The 20848-nt window shown below is 68.7% G+C and carries 21 protein-coding genes; 14 read left to right on the top strand and 7 right to left on the bottom strand.

Going from position 1 to position 20848, the window contains the following annotated elements; translation table 11 throughout:
* Nucleotides 1-55: 55 nt before the first annotated feature.
* From ACM6LR_RS04265 to ACM6LR_RS04255, 3 genes are all read left to right on the top strand, one after another.
* On the top strand, nt 56-532 hold the full coding sequence (locus ACM6LR_RS04265) for a cupin domain-containing protein (protein ID WP_414936199.1): 477 nt from the start codon (nt 56-58) through the stop codon (nt 530-532).
* Nucleotides 533-667: 135 nt separating this feature from the next.
* Nucleotides 668-1897, top strand: coding sequence for a lipase family protein (locus ACM6LR_RS04260; protein ID WP_414943176.1), 1230 nt, complete (start codon nt 668-670; stop codon nt 1895-1897).
* A 118-nt stretch (nt 1898-2015) separates the two neighbouring features.
* Nucleotides 2016-2660 carry a GNAT family N-acetyltransferase gene (locus tag ACM6LR_RS04255; protein ID WP_414936196.1) on the top strand — a complete coding sequence of 215 codons (645 nt, stop codon included), beginning with the start codon at nt 2016-2018 and terminating at the stop codon, nt 2658-2660.
* Here ACM6LR_RS04255 and ACM6LR_RS04250 read toward each other — a convergent pair.
* The gene (locus tag ACM6LR_RS04250; protein WP_414943175.1) at nt 2650-3297 is read right to left on the bottom strand and encodes a response regulator; all 648 of its coding nucleotides are present in this window, start codon (nt 3295-3297) and stop codon (nt 2650-2652) included. The genes ACM6LR_RS04255 and ACM6LR_RS04250 overlap by 11 nt on opposite strands.
* The gene (locus ACM6LR_RS04245; protein WP_414943174.1) at nt 3294-4493 is read right to left on the bottom strand and encodes a sensor histidine kinase; all 1200 of its coding nucleotides are present in this window, start codon (nt 4491-4493) and stop codon (nt 3294-3296) included. The genes ACM6LR_RS04250 and ACM6LR_RS04245 overlap by 4 nt, the downstream gene beginning before the upstream one ends.
* A 139-nt stretch (nt 4494-4632) precedes the next feature.
* Between ACM6LR_RS04245 and ACM6LR_RS04240 the strand changes: the two genes are divergently transcribed.
* Nucleotides 4633-5721, top strand: coding sequence for an alpha/beta hydrolase family protein (locus ACM6LR_RS04240; protein ID WP_414936193.1), 1089 nt, complete (start codon nt 4633-4635; stop codon nt 5719-5721).
* On the opposite strand, the gene ACM6LR_RS04235 is transcribed toward ACM6LR_RS04240, so the two are convergent.
* Nucleotides 5705-6664 carry an SDR family NAD(P)-dependent oxidoreductase gene (locus ACM6LR_RS04235; protein ID WP_414943173.1) on the bottom strand — a complete coding sequence of 320 codons (960 nt, stop codon included), beginning with the start codon at nt 6662-6664 and terminating at the stop codon, nt 5705-5707. The genes ACM6LR_RS04240 and ACM6LR_RS04235 overlap by 17 nt on opposite strands.
* A gap of 55 nt (nt 6665-6719) precedes the next feature.
* On the opposite strand from ACM6LR_RS04235, the gene ACM6LR_RS04230 reads away from it, so the two are divergent.
* The 3 genes from ACM6LR_RS04230 to ACM6LR_RS04220 all read left to right on the top strand — a co-directional run bounded on the left by ACM6LR_RS04230 (nt 6720) and on the right by ACM6LR_RS04220 (nt 8628).
* On the top strand, nt 6720-7112 hold the full coding sequence (locus tag ACM6LR_RS04230; RefSeq protein ID WP_414936191.1) for a MerR family transcriptional regulator: 393 nt from the start codon (nt 6720-6722) through the stop codon (nt 7110-7112).
* A 38-nt stretch (nt 7113-7150) separates the two neighbouring features.
* Nucleotides 7151-7534, top strand: coding sequence for a PPOX class F420-dependent oxidoreductase (locus tag ACM6LR_RS04225; protein ID WP_414936190.1), 384 nt, complete (start codon nt 7151-7153; stop codon nt 7532-7534).
* Between the two features lie 107 nt (nt 7535-7641).
* Entirely contained in the window at nt 7642-8628 is a 987-nt protein-coding gene (locus ACM6LR_RS04220) for an MCE family protein (protein WP_414936189.1), read from the top strand.
* 212 nt (nt 8629-8840) lie between these two features.
* Here ACM6LR_RS04220 and ACM6LR_RS04215 read toward each other — a convergent pair whose 3' ends face one another.
* Both ACM6LR_RS04215 and ACM6LR_RS04210 read right to left on the bottom strand, forming a co-directional pair.
* Entirely contained in the window at nt 8841-9248 is a 408-nt protein-coding gene (locus ACM6LR_RS04215) for a hypothetical protein (protein WP_414943172.1), read from the bottom strand.
* A gap of 19 nt (nt 9249-9267) precedes the next feature.
* Nucleotides 9268-9633: a hypothetical protein gene (locus tag ACM6LR_RS04210; RefSeq protein ID WP_414936187.1), complete on the bottom strand. Its 366-nt coding sequence runs from the start codon at nt 9631-9633 to the stop codon at nt 9268-9270.
* A 426-nt stretch (nt 9634-10059) separates the two neighbouring features.
* Between ACM6LR_RS04210 and lanKC the strand changes: the two genes are divergently transcribed.
* The 4 genes from lanKC to ACM6LR_RS04190 all read left to right on the top strand — a co-directional run bounded on the left by lanKC (nt 10060) and on the right by ACM6LR_RS04190 (nt 16480).
* Nucleotides 10060-12603 (top strand): class III lanthionine synthetase LanKC, encoded by a 2544-nt coding sequence (lanKC, locus tag ACM6LR_RS04205; protein WP_414943171.1) that lies wholly within the window; start codon nt 10060-10062, stop codon nt 12601-12603.
* A gap of 36 nt (nt 12604-12639) precedes the next feature.
* Nucleotides 12640-12783, top strand: a complete 144-nt coding sequence (locus ACM6LR_RS04200) for a SapB/AmfS family lanthipeptide (RefSeq protein ID WP_414936185.1) — start codon at nt 12640-12642, stop codon at nt 12781-12783.
* Nucleotides 12784-13008: 225 nt separating this feature from the next.
* Complete coding sequence (locus tag ACM6LR_RS04195; RefSeq protein WP_414936184.1) at nt 13009-14688, top strand: ABC transporter ATP-binding protein; 1680 nt, start codon at nt 13009-13011, stop codon at nt 14686-14688.
* 55 nt (nt 14689-14743) lie between these two features.
* On the top strand, nt 14744-16480 hold the full coding sequence (locus ACM6LR_RS04190; RefSeq protein WP_414936183.1) for an ATP-binding cassette domain-containing protein: 1737 nt from the start codon (nt 14744-14746) through the stop codon (nt 16478-16480).
* Here the strand turns inward: ACM6LR_RS04190 and ACM6LR_RS04185 are convergent.
* Nucleotides 16436-16855 (bottom strand): acyl-CoA thioesterase, encoded by a 420-nt coding sequence (locus tag ACM6LR_RS04185; RefSeq protein WP_414943170.1) that lies wholly within the window; start codon nt 16853-16855, stop codon nt 16436-16438. The genes ACM6LR_RS04190 and ACM6LR_RS04185 overlap by 45 nt on opposite strands.
* Nucleotides 16849-18135, bottom strand: coding sequence for a hydroxyacid-oxoacid transhydrogenase (locus ACM6LR_RS04180; RefSeq protein WP_414936181.1), 1287 nt, complete (start codon nt 18133-18135; stop codon nt 16849-16851). Before ACM6LR_RS04180 ends, ACM6LR_RS04185 begins: the two co-directional genes overlap by 7 nt.
* Nucleotides 18136-18250: 115 nt before the next feature.
* Here ACM6LR_RS04180 and ACM6LR_RS04175 point away from each other — a divergent pair, with 115 nt between their 5' ends.
* The 3 genes from ACM6LR_RS04175 to ACM6LR_RS04165 all read left to right on the top strand — a co-directional run bounded on the left by ACM6LR_RS04175 (nt 18251) and on the right by ACM6LR_RS04165 (nt 20835).
* Nucleotides 18251-19912 (top strand): thiamine pyrophosphate-binding protein, encoded by a 1662-nt coding sequence (locus tag ACM6LR_RS04175; protein WP_414937079.1) that lies wholly within the window; start codon nt 18251-18253, stop codon nt 19910-19912.
* 315 nt (nt 19913-20227) lie between these two features.
* Entirely contained in the window at nt 20228-20398 is a 171-nt protein-coding gene (locus tag ACM6LR_RS04170) for a hypothetical protein (RefSeq protein ID WP_414936180.1), read from the top strand.
* A gap of 233 nt (nt 20399-20631) precedes the next feature.
* Nucleotides 20632-20835, top strand: a complete 204-nt coding sequence (locus tag ACM6LR_RS04165) for a cold-shock protein (RefSeq protein ID WP_414936179.1) — start codon at nt 20632-20634, stop codon at nt 20833-20835.
* Nucleotides 20836-20848 lie beyond the last annotated feature (13 nt).

The raw sequence follows: 20848 nt of genomic DNA, 5'->3' as shown, positions 1-20848 counted from the left end.
TTTCAACTACTTCAGTCTAGTTTTGGTTGAAGACTTCAACTAGATGGGGAGAGCTATGACGAACGACGCTTGGGTGGTTCGGGCAGGAGACGCGGAGACCATCGAGAAGCCCGCGTTGTGGTTGCTGGCCGACAGCGGTCACACGGGCGGGCTACTCGGCGCGAACCGGCTGTACCTGCGGGCCGGAGAGCCGGGCACGAAGCCGCACTATCACGAGAAGTCCGCGGAGGCGTTCTACGTGCTCGACGGAGCGCTGCGCATGATGGTGGGCACCGAGTCGCTCACCCTCGAAAGAGGCGGTTACGCCGTGGTCCCGCCCGGCGTGCGGCACGCGTTCGCCGCACCCCCGGACACCGCCGCCGACGTCCTCATCACGCTGGCTCCGGCCGTCGAGCGCTTCGACTACTTCCGCGCACTGCCCGACATCTTGAGCGGGGAGCTGTCGAAGGACGAGATCGACCGGATCCACGAACGGTACGACGTCCATTTCGTGGCGGCGCCGGACTGGGACGAGCTACTCGACAGCGAGTGACAAGAACCCGTTCAGGCCTTCTTCTTTGGCTCACAAGGCGAGCAAGAGCCGGTTGACGCCGCCGAAGCGTGCCGCCACTGTTGGCTTCGCTCGCGGATCCGCGAGCGAATCCGAACTCGGTGGGTGGGGTTCAGCATGCACGGATTCTCCCGGTCCTCTCGGCGGCGTGCGCTGCTTTCCGGAGTGGTGACAGCGGCTTTGCTGACTTTCGGGGCAGTTCCCGCCGAGGCCGCACCTGGTTTCTACGAACCTCCGTCACCGCTTCCGCAGGGTGGCAACGGTGACGTGATCAAGACGCTGCCTTCGAGCTTCAGCGGTGCGAAGTCGACCAGGATCATGTACCTGAGCCGGGACGCCGCCAACCGCGCGATACCGATCACCGGCACGGTTCTGGTGCCGGACAAGGCATGGAGCGGGCCGGGTCAGCGTCCGGTCGTGGCGTACGCGCCGTTCACGGCGGGCATGGGCGACCAATGCGCGCCGTCGAAGTCCATGGCCGGCGAAGGTGGCGACTTCGTGTCCGGGTTCCAGAACTCCTTCGTGGGTGCTTTGCTCGACAAGGGTTTCGCGGTCGCCCAGACCGACTACGAAGGTCTCGGGACACCGGGGGAGCACACCTACGTGGTGCGGGAATCGGAAGCGCACGCGGTACTCGACGTGCTGAGGGCGGCGCAACGCCTGCCCGGCACCGGGCTTTCGCCCGCTTCGCCCGTCGGCATCGCGGGTTATTCGGAAGGCGGCGGCGCCTCCGCGTCGGCGGCCGAGCTGGCACCCGCTTACGCTCCCGAACTTGATTTGAAAGGCGCCTACGTCGGCGCGGCGCCCGCTGACAAGGCGGCGCTCGCGAAGAGCCTGGACGGCGGAATGTACGTCGGTTTCCTCGGGTATTCGCTGGTCGGCCTCAACGCGGCCTATCCGGACGCCAAGATCCTGGATCTCGCCAACGACGCCGGTAGGCAGCTTTTCGAAGAAGCGCGGAAGACCTGCACGCTGGACGCCGTCTTGAAATACATGTACCGCAACACCGCACAGCTGACGAAGGACGGCCGTCCCGTTTCGGCCTACCTGGAGCAGGAGCCCTTCCGCGGCATCGTCGCGGCGAACCGGATCGGCACCCTCAGGCCCGCCGTGCCGGTGCTGGTCGCGCACACGCCCAACGACGACGTCATCCCGTCGAGCATCGGCAAACAGCTCGGCAAGGACTGGTGCGCCAAGGGCGCGAACGTGCGCTATCAGGACATCCTGTCGTTGAGCCCGATCTTTTCCCACATCCTGGGGATTTCCAGTGCCCAGGGCGACGCGGCGAACTGGTTGAGCGAACGCTTCGCCGGAAAGCCCGCGACGGGGAACTGCGGCCGGTTCTAGGCTCCTGCGTCAGAGACTGTGTGGCCAGGCTCATTCACGGGCCCGACGATGGGCTGTGGAGCTCCCGTCCCGGCTACCGATATCGTTCTGGGATGCTTGTGATCGTTCGTGAGCGCCCGTGCGGCCGGACGCGGTGAGCCGCTCCACCTCGGAGCCCGAGCAGGTCGGACGGAAGGTGCGGCTGCGCGAGGTCGGCCTCCGGGACCGCCGGGTCCTGATGGGCTTCGACCGCGACATGGCCCGCGAGGCGACGCCGCTGATCGGCGGCGGGCACCGGCACTGGGCCTCGCACCGTTCGGGTTCCGCGGGCGACGATATCCACTTCGGCATCGAGACGGTCCGAGGCCGCATGCTGGTCGGTTCGGTCTGCACCATCGGCGCCGACCAGGTGACCGGCCTGTTCGGCTACGGAATCGGGATCGCCCCACGCCACCAGCGCTGCGGCTACGCCACGGACGCCATCAGCGTCCTCCTGACGCATATGTTCGAACAACGCGGCTTCCGTAAATGCGAGGTCAGCGTGTACGGCGGCAATCTGGCGTCGCTTTCGCTGCACGGCAGCCTCGGCTTCCGCGAGGAGGGCAGGCTGCGCGACACCGAAGTGGTGCGAGGCGAGATCAAGTACCTGGTGCGGATGGGCATCACCGCCGACGAGTTCGCCGCGCGCCGCCCGGACGACCTCGGCGATCTCGGCAGGCGCGGTCAGCACCGGCGGCCTCGCCGCGGCAAGCATTGGCGCGCTCCCGCCACGGTCAGCGGCTGATCATCCCGGACTCGTAGGCGAAGACGACGGCCTGGACCCGGTCGCGGAGCCCGAGCTTCGAGAGGATGCGGCCGACGTGGGTCTTCACCGTCCCCGGCGACAGGAACAGCACTCCGGCGATCTCGGCGTTGGAGAGGCCGCGGGCCAGCTGCTGCAGCACCTCGTGTTCGCGGCCGGTGAGCAGAGCGAGCCTGTCGTCCGGCGACGGCACGGGCAGGCCGGTGACGACGCGGTCGAGCAGCCGCCGGGTGACGGTGGGCGCGAGAGTGGCCTCGCCGGAGGCCACGACGCGAACGCCGGAGAGCAGGTCCGGCGCGAGCGCGTCCTTGAGCAGGAACCCGCTGGCCCCCGCCCGGAGCGCGGCGTAGACGTATTCGTCCAGGTCGAAGGTGGTCAGCACCAGGACACGGGCGCGGTGGTCGGCGGCGATCGCGGCGGTGGCCTCGACGCCGTCCATCCCGGGCATCCGGATGTCCATGAGCACGACGTCGGGATCGAGGTCCGCCACCAGCTCGACGGCCTCCGCACCGTCACCCGCCTCGCCCACGACGTCGATGTCCTCCGCGTTGTCCAGTATCATCCGCAGGCCGGTGCGCACGAGCGCCTGATCGTCGGCGATGACCACCCGGATCGTCATGACGGCAGGGTCGCGCGGACGGCGAAGCCGCGTTCGGGGCGCGGTCCCGCTTCGAAAGTGCCGCCCAGGACGTTCACCCGTTCCCGCATCCCTTCGAGGCCGTGCCCGGTTCCGGACGGGGCTTCGGTCGCGATGCCATCGTCGGTCACCTCGATCTCCAGCTCGTCGGGCTCGTACCGCAGCACGATAGTCACCGACGCGCCCGGGCCGGCGTGTTTCACCACGTTCGTCAGCGCCTCCTGCACGATCCGGTAGGCCGCCAAGTCCACTGTGGACGAAAGTGGCCGGGGTTCTCCTTCGACCGCGAACTCGACGGGCGTGCCCGCGGAACGGACGTCGGCGGCCAGCCGTGGCAGGCGTTCCGCGCCCGGCTGGGGTTCCCGATCCGGCGTGTCCTGGCCGAGCGCGCCGAGCAGCCGCCGGATCTCGCTCAACGCGGTCCGCCCGGTGCCGACGATGGCGTCCAGCGCCTCCCGCGCTCGCTCGGGTCGCCGGTCCAGTTCCGCCTGGGCGCCTTGAGCCTGCAGCACCACCACCGAAAGCGCGTGTGCGACGACGTCGTGCAGTTCGCGGCTGATCCGCCCGCGTTCGGCGGCGACGGCCAGCGCGGCCTGGGTGTCCCGCTCGCGTTCGAGATCGGCGGCCCGCTGTTCCAGCGCCGACAGCCGGATCCGCCGCTGCCGCGTGTTCAGCCCGGCCAGCCACGCCACCGCGAGCGACAACCCGACGCCGGGGAAGCCGCCCCAGTCCTGGACCTGGTCGTCGTCGCGTTCGGTCGGCGGTGCCAGCGGGTCGATAACGATGATCCGCGGCGGCATCGGGACCGGCGTCCGCGTGTTCGCTTCGGAGGCATAGAACGACCACGCGGCGGTGACGAGCAGTCCCGCCGCCAGCAGCGCGAAGGAAAGCCGTCGCGACCCCCAGGCCGCGACGGAGAACAGGCCGAGCAACGCCACGACGTCGACCGGGTGGAGATCGTTGCCCATGATCAGATGCAGGAGGGAGACCGTGGTCCCGGCCGCGAACGTCATCACGGGATTGCGATGCCGAACCAGCAAGGAAGCCAAGGACACCAAGGAGGCCAGCCACCACTCGAAGCCCTCCGGGTCGTCGGCGGTGACCACAGTGGACAGTCCGATGAGTACGGTCAGGCCGGTGTCCACGGCCTTCGGGCGATTTCTGAAGAGGGCCAGCACCGACCGAGCGTAACCCCGGATCGGGCGACGCGGATCCCCCTCGGGACAGACCTCGGGATACGACCTGCGACAGACGCGCGAAGACGACGCCGGGGCACAGGCTGGGTGGCGGAAGATCCTCGACAGAAACGGAATCCTCATGAGAAGGCTTCTCGTCACGCTGGTCGCCCTCGCCGCCGTGGTGTCCCTGGCGAGCCCGGCTTCGGCGGCCCCACGACTGACGTTGCCACCGCCGACCGGCTCGCATCCCGTCGGCTCCACCGACCTGCACCTGATCGACCGGTCGCGCGAGGACCCCTGGGTGCCGACCGGGCCACGCGAGCTGATGGTGTCGATGTTCTACCCGGCTCTCCTGCCGGCCGGCCCGAAACGGCCGTATCTCACCTTGGCCGAGGCCAAGGCGTTTCTGACCGAATCCGGCGTCCCGGACGTCGACCCCTGGCGGCTCGCCGAAGTCCGGACCAGCGCCAGGGTCGACGCCCCGCCGCTGCCGGGAAAGCGTGCGCTGGTCGTCCTGTCGCCAGGGTTCGGCAAACCCCGCACCACGCTCACCGGACTCGCGGAAGAACTGGCGAGCAAGGGTTTCGTCGTCGCGGTGATCGGCCACAACTACGAATCCCACGGCACCGCCTTCCCCGGCGGGCGGGTCACCGGATGCGCCGCCTGCGGGTCCGACTCCACGCTGCTCCCGCCGATCCGCGCCCTGGATGCCTCGTTCGTCCTCGACACGCTGACCAGGCCTTCGTCGAAGTGGTCATGGCTGATCGACCGGACGAAGATCGGCATGGCCGGGCATTCCATCGGGGGTTACAGCACGCCGACGGCGATGGCCGCCGATCAGCGGATCCGCGCCGGCGTCGACATGGACGGCAGGCTGTGGTCGCCGATCCCCGCGTCCGGAATCGACCGGCCGTTCCTGTTGCTCGGCCGAGAAAGCGAGTACACGCCGGTGGGTCCCGACACGACCTGGGCGGCCAACTGGCCGAACCTCACCGGCTGGAAGCGCTGGGTCAGTGTCGCGGCGGCCGGGCACCCGTCCTTCACCGACGTCGGCGTGCTCGGCGAGCAGCTCGGCCTCACCCCGCCCGGCACCCTCGGAGGCGAGCGCGGAATGTCGCTGACCAGGGTCTACGTCTCCGCGTTCTTCGACAAGCACCTGCGCGGCGGGCGTCAGCCGCTGCTGGACGGGCCGGTGGCGGGCAACCCCGAGATCAAGTTCTGGAACTGACCCCGGTGAGGCCGGCGGATACCTGCCAGAGCCGCGCGGCCTCACCGGCGTCGATCGCGTAGGGACGGACGCCGACCCACTCGCCCTCTTCGAGCGCGATTTCGGCGACGTCGCAGTCCTCGCAGTAGAGCCCGCCCATGCCTTCCAGCCGCGGTGAGGTCGCGGCCCAGACCTGGGTGGCCGCGCCCTGCTCCGGTGACTTGAAATCCGGGTCGGCCTGGTCACCGTGCTCGTCGATCCAGCCGAAGCCGACCATCTCCTCCCGTCGGAGATGCCGCTGCAGTGGGGTGAGGATCGCGCCTGGATGCAGGCTGAACGCGCGGATCCCGTGTTCGGCGCCGAGTGCGTCCAGCTGCACCGTGAACAGCACGTTCGCCGTCTTGGCTTGGCCGTAGGCGAGCCATTTGTCGTAGCCACGCTCGAACTGGACGTCGTCCCAGCGCATCGGCGAAGAGTGGTGACCGGCGGAGGACACCACGACGACACGGGCGCCGCCGGACGCCGACAGCGCGGACCAGAGGTGATTCACCAGCGCGAAGTGGCCGAGGTGGTTGATCGCGAAATGCGACTCCCAGCCGGGGCCCACCCGCCGTTCCGGTGCGGCCATGATCCCGGCGTTCGCGATCATCAGGTCGATCGGGCGTCCGGAGCCGAGGAATCGGCGGGCGAAGGTCTCGACGCTCGCCAGATCGGCGAGGTCCAGCTCGCCGACCTCGGTGCCGGAGATCCCGGCGAGGGCGGCCTCCGCTTCGGCCGGACGGCGGGCGGGAACGACCACGCGCGCGCCGGCGTTCGCCAGCGCACGCGTGGTTTCCAGGCCCAGCCCCGAATATCCGCCGGTGACGAGGGCGAGTTTCCCCGAGAGGTCGATCCCGCGCAGGACTTCCCGCGCGGTGGTGCGTGCGTCGAAGCCGGACCCGATCCTGTGCTGTGAGGTGGTCATGCGGCGAACGCTAGGAGCTAGAGGGCTCTCTAGGTCAACCGCTATCGTCGGCGAGGTGACGGAACTCGCGATCGGCAAGGTCACCGACCGAACAGGCCTCAGCGTGCACGCACTTCGCTTCTACGAGAAGGAAGGGCTGCTCGCGGCGCCGGTGAAACGGGACCCGAACGGCCGTCGCGTCTACACCGAGCAGGACGTCGAATGGCTCCTGAACTGTACGAAGTTCCGGGCGTCCGGGATGCCGCTCGCCACCATCCGCGTGTTCGCCGAGCTCGTCCGGCAGGGGCCGGGGAACGAGGAAAAGCGACTGGGCCTGCTGAGAGAACATCAGCGCAGCGTCCACGAGCGGATCGCCGAGCTGGCCGACTGCCTGGCGCTGATCAACCGGAAGGTCGAGGTCTACGAGGAGCATGTCGCGCGGGGGACGGCCGACGACCTCTGGCGCTAGGTTGTCACGTTTCGCGCGGCGGCATCGTCCGGAGTGGCATGACAGCACAGCTCGACAGGTTCATCGACCAGAAGACGATCTTGTTGAAGACGTTCAAGCGGGACGGGACGCCGATCGGAACGCCGGTCAACATCGCCGTCGAAGGGGATCACGCGTACATCCGCACGTATGACGCGGCGTGGAAGGCCAAGCGGATGCGGAACGATCCGCGGGTCGAAATCGCTCCTTCGACATTCCGCGGGGACCCGACAGGGGAGCCGGTCAGTGGGCAGGTGCGCCTCCTCGACGGCGAGGAGGCGCGGCACGCGGCTGATCTCCTGGCCAGGAAGCACCGGCTTCTGCACGGCTTCCTCGTCCCCCTCCTGCATCGGCTGAAGAAACACAAAACGCTGCATTACGAAGTCAGGCTCGACCCCAAGTAGAAGTCCTTAGTGGACAGACGCTGCCACCCGATCGGTGCAACGTTTCGCCTGGCCATCGGACGGGCCTGCCCCTAGGCTGGCCCGCTCGTGACCTGCGAGGTGAGACGATGAGGTCCTTCGGCGCGGTGGATCCGGTCAAGATGGCGCTCGCCGGGCTCACCACGATGGCGCTCGGGATGGCGGCGGCGCTCAACGCCGATGCCCTGCCGGTGATCGGCGGTGGTACCACCTATTCCGCGGAATTTTCCGACGCGGGCGGGCTGCGCACGGACAACGACGTCCGGGTCGCCGGGGTGAAGGTCGGCAAGGTGTCGGAGATCGACCTCGAGGGCGACCGGGTGGTCGTCTCCTTCCGGGTGAAGGGCGCTTGGATCGGCGAAGCCACGAGCGCGTCCATTCAGATCAAGAACGTCTTGGGACAGAAGTACTTGGCGCTCGACCCGCGCGGCGAAAACGTTCTCGATCCGGGCGACGCGATTCCGCTGCGGCGGACCACCGCGCCGTATGACGTCCTTGAAGCGTTTCGGGATCTGTCGAAAACCGTCGACGCCATCGACGTCGATCAGCTCGCCAAAAGCTTCGACGCGATCTCGGCGACTTTCGCCGATACGCCTGCCGACGTCCGCGCGGCGCTCGACGGGATTTCGAAGCTCTCTGGCACCATCGCGTCCCGCGACCGGCAACTCCGGACACTGGTGGCGAACACGCGGCAGGTCTCGCAGACCCTCGTCGACCGTGACACCGAGGTCCAGCGGCTGATCCAGGACGGCAACGCGCTGCTGCGCGCGATCTCCACCCGGCAACAGGCGATCAAGGACCTGCTCGACGGCTCGAAACGGCTCGCGACCGCCCTCGACGGCATCATCGCCGACAACGACGGGCAACTCGGGCCGGTGCTCGAACAACTCGACCGGCTGACGTCGATGCTCCAGCGCAACCAGGATTCGCTGGCCAAGGGCATCGCCGCGTTCGCACCGGCGATCCGCGTGCTCACCAACGCCGCGGGCAACGGGCGCTGGATCGACGGGTACCTGTGCGGCCTCGTCCTGCCCTCGTTCGGGCCGGTCAACGAGAAAGGGTGCTTCGAGAAGTGAAAGCCAGGGGTTTCTTGAGTTCCTACGGTGGATGAGTCAGGATCGCGGTCCGTGAAGGACTCCTTGAGGGACCCAGAGTCCCTCAAGGAGTCCTTCACGGACCTGGAACACTCGGCCGGGCTGCGCGGCGAGTCGTCCCTCTGGACACGTGTGTCGTCCATCCCGTCACGCGAGTTGTTCGTCTGGTCACGCGACACCGCCAATACCGGCCGCTACGGCTTCGTCCTACGCAACCAGAACAACCCGATCACCGGCAGCACCAGCGGAATGAAGAGGTAGCCCTGCCCGTACACCGACCACACGGTCGCGTGCGGGAAGGCCGCACGGTCGAAAAGACTGAACGTGCCGACGGTCAGTACGCCGAGCAGTTCGATGCCGCAGGCGAGCAACGCGATCCGCCACCATCCGGCGCCGCGGCGGGCCAGTGCGACGGTGGCCAGGAGATAGACGACGGCCGCGAACGCGGAGAGGACGTAGGCCAGCGGGGCCTCGTGGAATTTGGTGCTGATCTGCACGGCGGCGCGTGACGTCGCCGCCAGCGCGAAAATCGCGTACACGGCGACCAGGATCCGTCCAGGGCCGGAGGTCTTGTCCGGGTGGGTGTCGGTAGCGGTGTCCACCGTGTTCTCCTCGGTTTCTTCAGGCACTGGCGCCCGCCCACACCTCGTGCAGCCGGAGCACCATCACCGGGATGGCGAGACAGGCGATCCCGAGGATCGCGGTGCTCGACCGCGTGCGTTCGGCCAGTGCCCAGAACGTCCCGAGCGGAAGTACGACCAGGCAGCCGATCAGATAGGCGAGATAGGTGGCCATGCTGCCGGGGCGGCCGCCGTCGATCAGCAGGATGACGCCGATCACGAGCTGGGCCACCAGGAGAATCTCAACCACGGCGAGACCGGCGAGCAGTGGGTTGTCCGGCAGCTTCTTGCGCGCGGACTGCACGAAACTCCACGCCGCGACCAGCGTCGCGCAGATCGCGACGGTCACCGCGAAGCCTGTGATCACGCACGCCTCCCTACCTACTCCGACGGCGACAACGTACCTTCGGGCGCATCGCCGTCGACGGGCGACCAGCAGGGGACGTGGCGGGGGCCACGGAGGGCACGAGTGGTCCAGACCCCGGGTGAATAGATCACGAAGCGCGTTCGGTCGGCGCTCGGTCAATTCGGTCGCGCATTCTTGTGTTCAGTACCCGGACCAGGGATTACGGGACAAGCGCGGTCCTGTTACACACCGACCGGGTGGTTGAAAACAGCGGTGATCTCACCCTGGGTACCCCTACCATTCGGTAGGTTTCGAATTCACGTCCCTGAACAGCCCATCCGAACCCCCGGTATGGCGGATTGGCCGTTCGCTGTCCGGCGGGTGGAATATTCCTCATCGCGATGGTGCAGTTGGCTCATCCGATTGGTGCGAAGGAGGGGTCGCTCGATGGATGTCCGGTACGAAGCGTATTGCTTCGCCGATCCGCTGTTCTTCGATGAGCAGCGTGAATCCGGGGACGCCGCCGACGATTTCGCCTCCCTGTTGCCCGCTCCCGAGTCCGGCTGGCGCACCGGGATGCGCGGAGTGTGGCGGATGCTGCACCCTCTTGCTCGAAACCTTCCTTTGCAGGGCTGGAAAATCCACGTGTCGGCAGGTTTGGACAACGCCGAACGAGTGCTCGTGAAGGTGCATGAGCATTGTATCGAGCACAATCTGTCCTACAAGCACCTGCGCTCACGGGGCACCCTGCTGGCACGAAATTCCAAATACGCTCCGCGTGACGGAAGCGGCAAGTTACTGACTCTTTATCCAGCTGACAACAACGAGCTCGAGCGCGTTCTCGCCGAGTTGTCCGCGAAGCTCGACGGGGAGCCAGGCGCGTACATTTTGAGTGATCTCCGGTACGGTGCCGGGCCGCTCTACGTCCGCTACGGCGGATTCGCCGAGCAATGGGTCGAACTCGACGGCAAGCGTGTCCTCGCGGTGCGCAAACCGGACGGGACACTGGTCCCGGACAAGCGCGAACCGACCTTCTCCTTACCCGACTGGGTGACGATTCCGGAGTTCCTCGCACCTCATCTCGCCGCTCGGAAGGGCGGCGACGCGGATCAGTTCCCCTACCGGGTGAAGAGCTCCTTGCACTTCTCCAACGGCGGCGGTGTGTACCTCGCCGACCGGAACTCCGACGGCGAAGAGGTGGTCCTCAAGGAGGCCAGGCCGTTCGCCGGCCTGGACCGCGACGGGATCGACGCCGTCGAACGCCTGCGCCGTGAGCACGAGGTGCTGGAGCGGCTGAAGGGCATCGACGGCATCGCCACCGCTTTCGACCGCTTCACCGTCTGGGAGCACCACTTCCTGGCGATGGAGTACATGCCGGGCGTCTCGCTCGGCAGCTGGCTCGCCCGCAATTATCCGCTCACCCGGCGGGACACCACCGAAGCCGACATCGCCACCTACACCGAACGCGCGCTGGCGCTGGTCCGGCGGGTGGAGGGGATGGTCGGCGAGGTGCACGGCCGCGGGATCGTCTTCGGCGACCTGCACTCGATGAACATCCTGGTCGACGGGGACGACGACGCCGTCTCGCTGATCGACTTCGAGATGGCTTCCGACGTCGAAAGCGGCGACCGGCCCGCCCTCGGCGCACCCGGCTTCCGCGCCCCGCGGGACCGGAACGGGTTCGAGGTCGACGAGTACGCGCTCGCCGTCCTGAAGCTGTGGATCTTCCTGCCGCTCACCACGCTCCTCGAACTCGCCCCGGCGAAGCTGCGCGGGCTCGCGGACTTCGTCCAGAAGCGGTTCGACGTCCCGGAGGGCTACGCCGACTCGATCGTCGCGGAGCTCGCACCCCGGGACATCCCGCCGCTGACGAGCGTGACCGAACTGGACCAGGACAAGCCGGACTGGGCGCTGGTCCGCAAGCAGATCACCGAGGCGATCCTCGCCAGCGCGACCCCCGAACGCGCCGACCGGCTCTTCCCCGGCGACATCGAGCAGTTCCGCGTCGGCGGAGCGTGCTTCGGCTACGGCGCGGCCGGCGTCCTCTACGCCTTGAAAGCGGCCGGCGGTGAGCGCCATCCCGATCACGAGCGCTGGCTGCTGGACTCGATCCGCCGCGATCCGCCGGGACGCCCGGGCTTCTACGACGGCTCGTACGGAATCGCGTACGTCCTCGAAGAGTTCGGCTACCGCGAAGAGGCCAGCAAGCTGCTGACGGCGTCGGCGACGCTGGTGGAGCAGACCACCGATCACGGTCTCGAAGGCGGCTTGTCCGGCATTGGGCTCACCCAGCTGCACTTCGCGGTGGCCCGTAAGGACAACGAGTCCGGTAGGCAGGCGCTCGCCACCGCCGTCCGGCTCGCCGAAGCGCTCGAGACCGCCGACCCGCCCGGTGACTTCGCCAGGGCAGGGCTGCTCAACGGCTGGTCCGGTCCGGCGCTGCTGTTCATCCGGCTGTTCGAGCGCACCCGCGAAGAGGGCTGGCTGTCCTTCGCCGACCAGGCGCTGGAGCGGGACATCGAGGAGTGCGCCGAGTCCGACGACGGCTCGCTACAGGTCCGCGACGGCGAGACCCGGACATTGCCCTACGCGGGTGTCGGCAGCGCAGGGATCCTCATGGTCGCCGAGGAGCTGGCGAAGTACCGTCCCGACGCGAAGGCGTTGAAGAGCCTTCCCGGCCTGCGTGAATCTTGCCGCGGTGAGTTCGTCATCCACCCCGGCCTGCTGTTCGGCCGGAGCGGGCTGATGACCGCGCTCGCCATGGGCGCCGAACCGGACGAGCGTGTCCGCGACACCATCGACCTGCACCTTTCCCGGCTGGCCTGGTACGCGGTGCCGTACAAGGGCGGCCTGGCGTTCCCCGGCAATCAGCTGTTGCGGCTGTCGATGGACGTCGTCACCGGTGGCGCGGGCATCCTGCTCGCCCTCGCCGCCACCCTGGACGGGAAGGCCGCGCTGCCCTTCCTGTCCTCCCGAACTGCCGGCCATTAAGACCGGCGGACCAAGAAATCAACGAAAGGGAACACCATGGAACTGGTTCTCGACCTGCAGGCCCTGGAAACTCCCGAGGTTCTCGACGGCGGTCACGGCGGCGGCGGTGGCGGCGCCAGCAACCTGAGCCTGCTCGCCTCCTGCGCGAACAGCACCATCAGCCTGCTGACCTGCCACTGATCATCGGCTGAGCACTGAAGGTGCGGGAGCGGCACAGGCCAAGTGCGCCGCTCCCGCGCTTTCATTTTGCCCAACGATGCATCTCGATGGGATCACGTTCGAAGGAATGGGACGCGGAGCTGAAGGGGACTTTCCCCGCATGCGACGCGGGTAAAGCGCCCTTCACCGCGTGAGACGGGGGGGGAAAGGGCCCCTCACCTTCGACTTAGGGACTTGAGGAGTGGGATGGCGGGTTCCGCCGATCGCCTGCTGGTCACCGTGACCGCACTCGATCGCCCCCGCCTGCTCGGGCTGGCACTGACCGCGCTCGCCGGGACGGCGGCGGGGCTGCTCCTGCCCGGCGCGCTCGCGGCCGCGGTCGACGCCGCCGTTGCCGGACGTCCCAGCCTTCCCGAGGTCTCCTGGCTGATCGTCCTCGGTATCACCGAGATCGCCGTCGGCCTGATCGGCGGGATCCTGGCCGCGCGGATGACGGCTTCCTCGACGGCGTGGCTGCGCCGACGGCTCACCGACCGCTACCTGGCGCTCGGCACCCGTTCGGCCTTCGCCGACGGCGACGCGATCAGCAGGCTCACCGGTGACTGCACCGGCGCCGGACTGGTCGCCTCGGTCGTCGTCCAGCTCGGGTCGACCACCCTGATCTCCGGCGGATCCGTCATCCTGCTCGCCCTGATGGACTGGCGGCTCGCGCTCGTCTTCCTCGGCAGCATCCCGTTCGGCCTGATGCTCGCGCGCACCCATCTGAAGAACACCGCCGACGACGTCCTGACCTATCAAGAGGTCTCCGGCGAACTGGCGGCGAGGATGGTCGACGCCGTCACCGGACTGCGCACGATCGCCGCGTCGGGCACCGCCGACCGCGAGGCCGATCGCGTACTGCGGCCACTGCCGAAACTGAGTCTCGCCGGTCGCGGGATGTGGCGCACGCAGGCCAGGATGGTGTGGCGCTCCGGCCTGCTGCTGCCCGCGGTGGAACTCTCGGTGCTCGCCGCCGCCGGTTTCGGCGTGATGGCGGGCAGGTTGTCCGTCGGGCAGGTCCTCGCGGCGCTCGGCTACGTCGCGCTCGGCATGGGCCTGATCACCCAGATTCCTTTGCTCACCACACTTTCCCGTGCGCGATCATGCGCGGAACGGATCAACGCGGTGCTGGACTCGCCGGTCCCCGAACCGGGTGACCTGGGGGTCGTCCCCGGGCGGGGCACGCTCGAACTGCGCGGCGTCACCGTCGAAGGCGCGCTGCGGGAGGTCGACCTGCTCGTGCGGGGCGGCCGGTTCACCGCGGTCGTCGGGCGCTCCGGCGCGGGGAAGTCCGTGCTGGTCAACGTCCTCGGCGGGCTGCTGATCCCGGACGAGGGGACGGCGGCGCTCGACGGCCGTCCGCTGGACAAGCTGCGGCCGCACGAACTCCGCGCGGTCGTCGGGTTCGCCTTCGAGCGGCCCGCGCTGCTCGGCGCGACCATCGGCGACGCCGTCGGGTACGGCTCGTGGGCCGGTGAGGCCGCCGTGCGCGGCGCCTGCCAGTCCGCGCAGGTCGACGACCTGATCGTCCGGCTGCCGAACGGCTACCGGACGCCGCTTTCGGAAACCCCGCTCTCCGGCGGGGAAGCGCAGCGGATCGGGCTGGCGCGCGCGATCGCGCACGCGCCGAGGGTGCTCATCCTCGACGACGCCACCGCCAGCCTCGACACGGTCACCGAAGCCGCCGTGGAAGAGGCGATCGAACGCACCCTGCCCGGCCGGACCCGGGTGGTGGTGACGCATCGCGCGGCCACCGCGGCGCGGGCGGACACGGTGGTGTGGCTGGAAGAGGGCCGGGTCCGCGCGATCGGCACGCATGAGGCGCTGTGGCGGGATCCGGCGTATCAGGCAGTGTTCACCGGGAGCCTGGGGGCGGAGCAGGCATGAATAGCGCATACCGAGCCGAGTACGAAGGTTCGCCAACGAGCACCGAGGGCGCGCAGTGAGCGTCTGGGGGCTCTACCGCTCGGCGCTGGCCGGGCAGTGGAGAGGCGGGCTGGTACTGCTGGCCTGTTCCGTGCTGGAGAGCGCGCCCGCGTTCTTGTCCGGTCGCCTGGTCGAACTCGCGGTTGACGAGGGGTTTGCCGCGGATCGGCCAGGCACCGGACTGCGTTGGCTCGCGATCTTCGGCCTGGTCGCGGTGATCGGCGCGTTCGGTTCGCGGCTGGTGTGGCATCAGCTTGGCAAAGTCGTCGAGCCGTTGCGCGACGCGCTGGTGACCGCCGTCGTGCGCGGCGTCCTGCACGATCCGTCGCCACCGCGGAACCAGCCGGACGCCAGCGGCGTCGCCCGCATCACCCAGCACGTCGAAGTGGTCCGCGACGCCACGGCCGGGCTTTTGGTGCAGGCACGCGGGATGATCGTGACGACGGTCGCGGCGCTGGCCGGGCTGTTCACCGTCGCCGGTTCGCTCGCGCTGATCGTCGCGATCCCGGTGGTGGTCGCGATTCTCGTGTTCGCCTGCCTGCTGCCGTCGCTGGCCCGCCGTCAGCGCGCGCTCGCGCTGGCCGACGAGCGAACCGCCGAGATCGCGGGCGCGTCGCTGTCCGGTATGCGTGACGTCGTCGCCTGTGGCGCGGAACCCCTTGCCGCGCTTGAGCTCTACGACGCCGTCGACACGCAGGCGAAGGCGGCCGTTCGGGTGGCGCGGTCCGGGGCGGCCCGGACGGTGGTGATCGCGACCGGTGCCTTCGTGCCGCTGCTCCTGGCGTTGCTGGTGGCACCGGGCATGGTCAGGGACGGCGTGCTCACCGCGGGCGCCGCGCTCGGCGCGCTCGTCTACCTCGCGACGACGATGCAACCGGCGTTACGCGGGCTGGCCGCCACCGCGAGCACCGTGGTGCTCCGGTTGATCGTCGCGTTGCGGCGGCTGGCGGAGACCGCGGAGGCCGAGCCGGAGGCGGACGGCACGGCCGAACCCGACGGGACCGCAATCTATGTACGCGACCTGACCTTCAGCTGGGGTGCGGCGGCCGAGCCGGTGGTGCGCGGGCTGGATCTGCATCTGCGGCCCGGCGAGCGGCTCGCGGTGGTGGGGCCGAGCGGGATCGGCAAGTCGACACTGGCCGGGCTCCTGACCGGGCTGCTCGAACCGCAGGCGGGCCGGGTGCTGCTCGGCGGCGCCCCGGTCCGGGAGATCCCGGCGGCGCTGCGGCACCGGATGGTCGCGCTGATCCCGCAGGAGGCCTACGTCTTCGCCGGATCCGTGCGGGACAACACCGGCCTGTTCGCGCAGACCGCGATGGACACCGAACTCTGGGCGGCCATCACCGCCGTCGGAGCGGAACCGCTGGTCACGCGGCTGGGCGGGCTCGACGGAGAGATCGGGCACGGGGCGCTGTCCGCCGGTGAGGCGCAGCTGATCGCCCTCGCTCGGGTGTACGCGAGCGACGCGGGCGTCGTCGTCCTCGACGAGGCGACGTCGCACCTCGACCCGCCCGCCGAAGCCCGCGCGGAACGGGCGTTCGCCGAGCGGGGCGGGGTGCTGGTGGTGATCGCGCACCGGCTGACGTCGGCGTTGCGCGCGGACCGGGTCCTGGTGATGGACGGCAAGGAGACCGCCCTCGGCACCCACCTCGAACTCATGGACCGGTCCACGCGCTACGCCCAGCTCATGCACGCGTGGGCGCCTCGGCTACCCCAGCCCAGTGCGCAGTTCTTCCAGCGCGCCCCTGAGTAGACCTTCGACGGCGACCGGGCGCCGGGACTCGCGATCGACGAAGACGTGCACGAAGTGGCCCTCCGCGATCACCCTCTCCTTCGAGTACATCCCGACCTCGTAACGCACGCTCGACCGTCCGAGATGCCCCACCCGCAGGCCGACTTCGAGTTCTCCCGGGAACGACACCGAAGCGTGGTACTTGCACTGCGATTCCACGCACAGCCCGATGACCCCGCCGGTCTCGATGTCGAGCCCGCCGCGTTCGATCAACCAGGTGTTGATCACGGTGTCCATCACCGAGTAGTGGACGACGTTGTTGACGTGCCCATAGACGTCGTTGTCCTTCCACCGCAACGGAATCGTCTGCCAGTGCGGGTACTCGGCGTTCACCACAGTTCCACCGAATCCCGCAGGATCCCGGCGAGGTCCTCTTCGGACGCCGCACGGGGCGCGGTCGCCAGCAGTCGTTGCTGTTTGACCGTGCCGGAAACCAGTGAGTCCACATCGGACTCGGCATAGCCGACGGCGCCGATCCCGTTGGGGATCCCGGTCTCCCGCATGAGCTGCCGCAGCACCGCGGGCAGGTGGTCCTGCAGATCACCCGGCCACTCGTAGTCCGGGGCCAGCAACCGGGCCACCCGCAGGTGCCGGTCCGGACTTGCGTCGAAGGTGAAGCGGAACGCCGCGGGCGCGGTCAGCGAGACCGCCATCCCGTGCGGCACCAACGGTTCCTCACCCGGATAACCGGCGGGATGGAATTCCCTGACCTGTCCGGCGATCGGATACGCGTTGGCGTGGGGGATGTGCACGCCGGCGTTGCCGAACCCGAGTCCGGCGAACGTCGCCGCGAGCGCCATCGCCTCGCGCGCTTTCATGTCCGAGCCGTCCGCCACGGCCGCCGGTAGCGCCCACGAGAGCAGCCGCAGCGACTGCTCGGCGAACATGTCGGCCAGCGGATTCGCGCCACAGTAAGGAACCCGGTCTTCGGGGCGTTTGCGGTCGAATTCGGTGTACGGCTTGGCCGTGTAGCTTTCCGCGGCGTGGCAGAGGATGTCCATCCCGCTCGCCGCGGTGACCTCCGGCGGCTGCGAAACGGTCAGCCTCGGATCGACCACGGCGAGGCTGGGCCGCAGCTTCAGCTGACTGATGCCGCTCTTCACCCGCAGTGACAGCACGTCCAGCACGCACACCGTGGTGCTCTCCGAGCCGGTTCCGGTGGTGGTCGGCACCGCGACCAGCGGTTTCAGCGGCGCGCTCGGCGCTCGACCGCCACCGACCGGCGCGTTGACGTAATCCATGAGGTCGCCGTCGTTGCTCGTCAACAGGTTCACCGCCTTCGCGGTGTCGATGGCCGACCCGCCGCCGACGGCGACGAAGGCGTCCCACTCGCCCTGTCCTCTGGCGAAGTCGACGGCCTTCCGCATGCTGACGTCGGTCGGCTCGACGTGCACGCCGTCGAAGACGACCGCTTCGACGCCGTAGGTCTCGATGCCTTCGGCGATCCGTTGTGGCCAGCCCGTCGCGGCGACACCCGGGTCGGTGAGCACGAGCACCCGACGGGCGCCGTACTGCGTGAGGTCGTAGCCGATCTCGTCGCTCGACCCGGCGCCGTACTTCAAGGCCGGTGCGCCGTAGGTGAAAACAGTTTCACGTCCTGCGGTGGCTGAGGTCACGTTTTCGTGCTCCCTTGCTCGAACACGTTCCGATATCGGACATTCTGCGCCCCGGGGTTGCCGGAATCGAAAGATCGCTTGACGGCACCGATCACCGCCCGCCTAAGCTCTTGTCATTAGATACCAACCGGGAGCGTCCGTCGCCCAGACGGCCGTGAGGATCCTGACCGAGGCGCGAATCCACCGCGTGTACGCGGTGGTGGGTGAGTCTTTCCTCGATCTGCTCGACGCGTTGCAACGCGAGCGGTCGATCACCTTCGTCTCGGCGAGGCACGACTCCGGCGCGGCCTTCATGGCCGAGGCCGAGGGCAAGCTCACCGAGCAGCCGGCGGTGTTGCTGGCGGGCCGCGGCCCGAACGCGGCGAACCTCGCGATCGGCGTCTCCACGGCGTACCAGGACGAGAGCCCGATGGTCGTCCTGTTGGAGAACCCGCCGTCCAGCCCCGGCCCGACCAGTGAACTGCCCACCGCCGACCTGACCGCGATGTTCGAGCCCCTCGTCAAGTGGACGGGCCGCGCGGAATCCCCGGACGAGGTCCCCGGACTGCTGGTCGAGGCGCTGACCCGCTGCCGCGAAGGGCGGCCTGGGCCCACCGTCGTCGCCGTCCCCGCCGACTTCTGGGGCGTCCCCTTCGACTCGGCCAAGCCGGTCACCGCCGTCAAACCGCCTGCCACCGGCGCGCTCGGCCGGACAGCCGAGGCGGTCGCGCAGCTGGTCGACGAGGCCCGGTACCCGGTGGTCATCGTCGGCGGAAGGGCGCGAGCGGGGCGGGAAGAGCTGATCGCCGTCGCCGACGAGCTGGCGCTCCCGGTGTACAACGCGTTTCGCCGCCAGGACGCCTTCCCCGAGAACCACGCGCGCTACGCCGGCCACCTCGGCATCGGCATCCCGGCGCGGCAACTCGACGCGCTGGAGCGTGCCGACCTCGTGCTCGCGCTGGGCACGCAGCTCGACGAGGTCACCACCCAGTCCTTCCGCTACCCGACGCCGTCGCAGACGCTGGTGCTGGTCGGCACCGGGATCGAGCCCGCCCGGCGCGGCGGCCTGACCTTCCGGGTCGACTCCGAGGTCGAGCCGTTCCTGCGCGAACTGCGCAACGTCGCCTCGCCGCGGACCCGCCGCGCGTCGGCCGCGAACGCCGCCGTGCACACCTTCATGACACCGCCCGACACCAGCGGCGCCACCCGTATCCACCCCGCCGACGTCATCCGCGCGGTGCGCAAGCTCGCGCCCGAAGACGCGATCGTGACCAGCGACGCGGGCAACTTCGCCCAGTTCATGCACCGCTACTGGTGTTTCACCGCGCCGCGCAGTCAGCTCGGCCCGAGCAACGCGGCCATGGGCTACGCGGTGCCCGCGGCGATCGCGGCGAAACTCGCCGAGCCGCGCCGGACGGTGATCGCGATGGTCGGCGACGGCGGCGCGCTGATGACCGGGCAGGAGATCGAGACCGCCGTCCGCTACCGCGTGCCGGTGACCGTCCTGGTGTTCCAGAACGGGCTGCACGGTCCGCTCGCCGTGCACCAGGCGCGCAAGCACGGACGGCTGTCGGGGGTCACCGTCCCCACCACCGACTTCGCGTCGTGGGCACGGGGGCTCGGCGCCGCCGGGTACACCGTGGACGACCGTGAAGAGCTGGAGCCGATCATCGCGAGCGCACTGGTCCGGCAACGGCCGTGTGTGATCGACATCAGGACGGATCCGGACGTGGTGACGCCGGACGTCCGGCTGACGAGCCTGCTGGGCGCCGCGAGGCCGCAGCAGGGTGGACAGTAGGGCCGATCAGCCGATTACCGGGCGGTACTTTTTTCTCAGGGGATACACAGGAACCCTGGTGGGGCGGCCGCCACCAGCCCCAAGGGGTGGGAAGTCAGTGACGACTCGGCTGAGTTCAGGTCGCGGAGATCGGCTTTTGTCGGTCGGTCGTGGCACAATCGCGGCAACACCGAGAGTCCGATATGGACCGGTGCGGCCACTGGGTCCTTGACTACCGCGCCACCGACCACAGGGCCGCCGCCGTCCGCCGGTGGGTTGTTGGCACGCACTACCGCACGCGGTACTTCGAGCGTTGTGTTGACACAGGGAGAAAACATGGCTGACGAAAAGCCACAGGAGAGCAAGTCCGTTTCCGGCGTCGTGCCGGTGCAGTTCAGTGCGGACGCGGAGACCCACGACACAGCCGTCGTGGCCACGAATCGGGAGGCCTTGCGTTATTCACCGTTCGGCGCCGATGTACCGTTGCGTGCGGCGAGTGGCGAATAGCCCAGCGGTAAAGGGTACTGCGAGGCCGCGCACACCCGGGTGACGATGCTTGTCGGCCTGCGTGAGGTGTGCTTTACTGCTTCAGGTCTCGTTTTTTGTGTTCGTGTTGGTTCACGCTCGCAGAACTCAGCGGGCGTAGTGTCTCCTCGTGTTTCCGGGGAAGCAAACCGTCTGGTCATGACCCGGGCTGCCGACGTGGCTTCCTGTTTGTTTGTGTTGCATATGGAGATTTTATGACTCAGGGCACTGTGAAGTGGTTCAACTCCGAGAAGGGGTTCGGCTTCATCACTCCCGACAACGGCGGCGGCGACGTCTTCGTGCACTACAGCGAGATCAAGGGCAACGGCTTCCGTAGCCTCGAGGAGAACGCCCGCGTGGAGTTCGAGATCGGGCAGGGCGCGAAGGGTCCGCAGGCCACCTCGGTCAACGTGATCTGATCCAGGCTTTCCA

Origin of the sequence: Amycolatopsis sp. cmx-11-32, from assembly GCF_047608695.1 — a bacterium.
GTDB lineage: Bacteria > Actinomycetota > Actinomycetes > Mycobacteriales > Pseudonocardiaceae > Amycolatopsis.
The sequence above is the reverse complement of the archived record's forward strand: the minus strand, read 5'-3'. Positions and strand labels throughout refer to the sequence as shown.

What these genes read in the sequence shown, in the direction of transcription:
- ACM6LR_RS04265 (WP_414936199.1), top strand. Translation starts at nt 56, where the DNA reads ATGACGAACGACGCTTGGGTGGTTCGGGCAGGAGACGCGGAGACCATC.
- ACM6LR_RS04260 (WP_414943176.1), top strand. Translation starts at nt 668, where the DNA reads ATGCACGGATTCTCCCGGTCCTCTCGGCGGCGTGCGCTGCTTTCCGGA.
- ACM6LR_RS04250 (WP_414943175.1), bottom strand. Translation starts at nt 3,297, where the DNA reads ATGACGATCCGGGTGGTCATCGCCGACGATCAGGCGCTCGTGCGCACC.
- ACM6LR_RS04240 (WP_414936193.1), top strand. Translation starts at nt 4,633, where the DNA reads ATGAGAAGGCTTCTCGTCACGCTGGTCGCCCTCGCCGCCGTGGTGTCC.
- ACM6LR_RS04235 (WP_414943173.1), bottom strand. Translation starts at nt 6,664, where the DNA reads ATGACCACCTCACAGCACAGGATCGGGTCCGGCTTCGACGCACGCACC.
- ACM6LR_RS04225 (WP_414936190.1), top strand. Translation starts at nt 7,151, where the DNA reads ATGACAGCACAGCTCGACAGGTTCATCGACCAGAAGACGATCTTGTTG.
- ACM6LR_RS04220 (WP_414936189.1), top strand. Translation starts at nt 7,642, where the DNA reads ATGAGGTCCTTCGGCGCGGTGGATCCGGTCAAGATGGCGCTCGCCGGG.
- lanKC (WP_414943171.1), top strand. Translation starts at nt 10,060, where the DNA reads ATGGATGTCCGGTACGAAGCGTATTGCTTCGCCGATCCGCTGTTCTTC.
- ACM6LR_RS04200 (WP_414936185.1), top strand. Translation starts at nt 12,640, where the DNA reads ATGGAACTGGTTCTCGACCTGCAGGCCCTGGAAACTCCCGAGGTTCTC.
- ACM6LR_RS04195 (WP_414936184.1), top strand. Translation starts at nt 13,009, where the DNA reads ATGGCGGGTTCCGCCGATCGCCTGCTGGTCACCGTGACCGCACTCGAT.
- ACM6LR_RS04170 (WP_414936180.1), top strand. Translation starts at nt 20,228, where the DNA reads ATGGCTGACGAAAAGCCACAGGAGAGCAAGTCCGTTTCCGGCGTCGTG.
- ACM6LR_RS04165 (WP_414936179.1), top strand. Translation starts at nt 20,632, where the DNA reads ATGACTCAGGGCACTGTGAAGTGGTTCAACTCCGAGAAGGGGTTCGGC.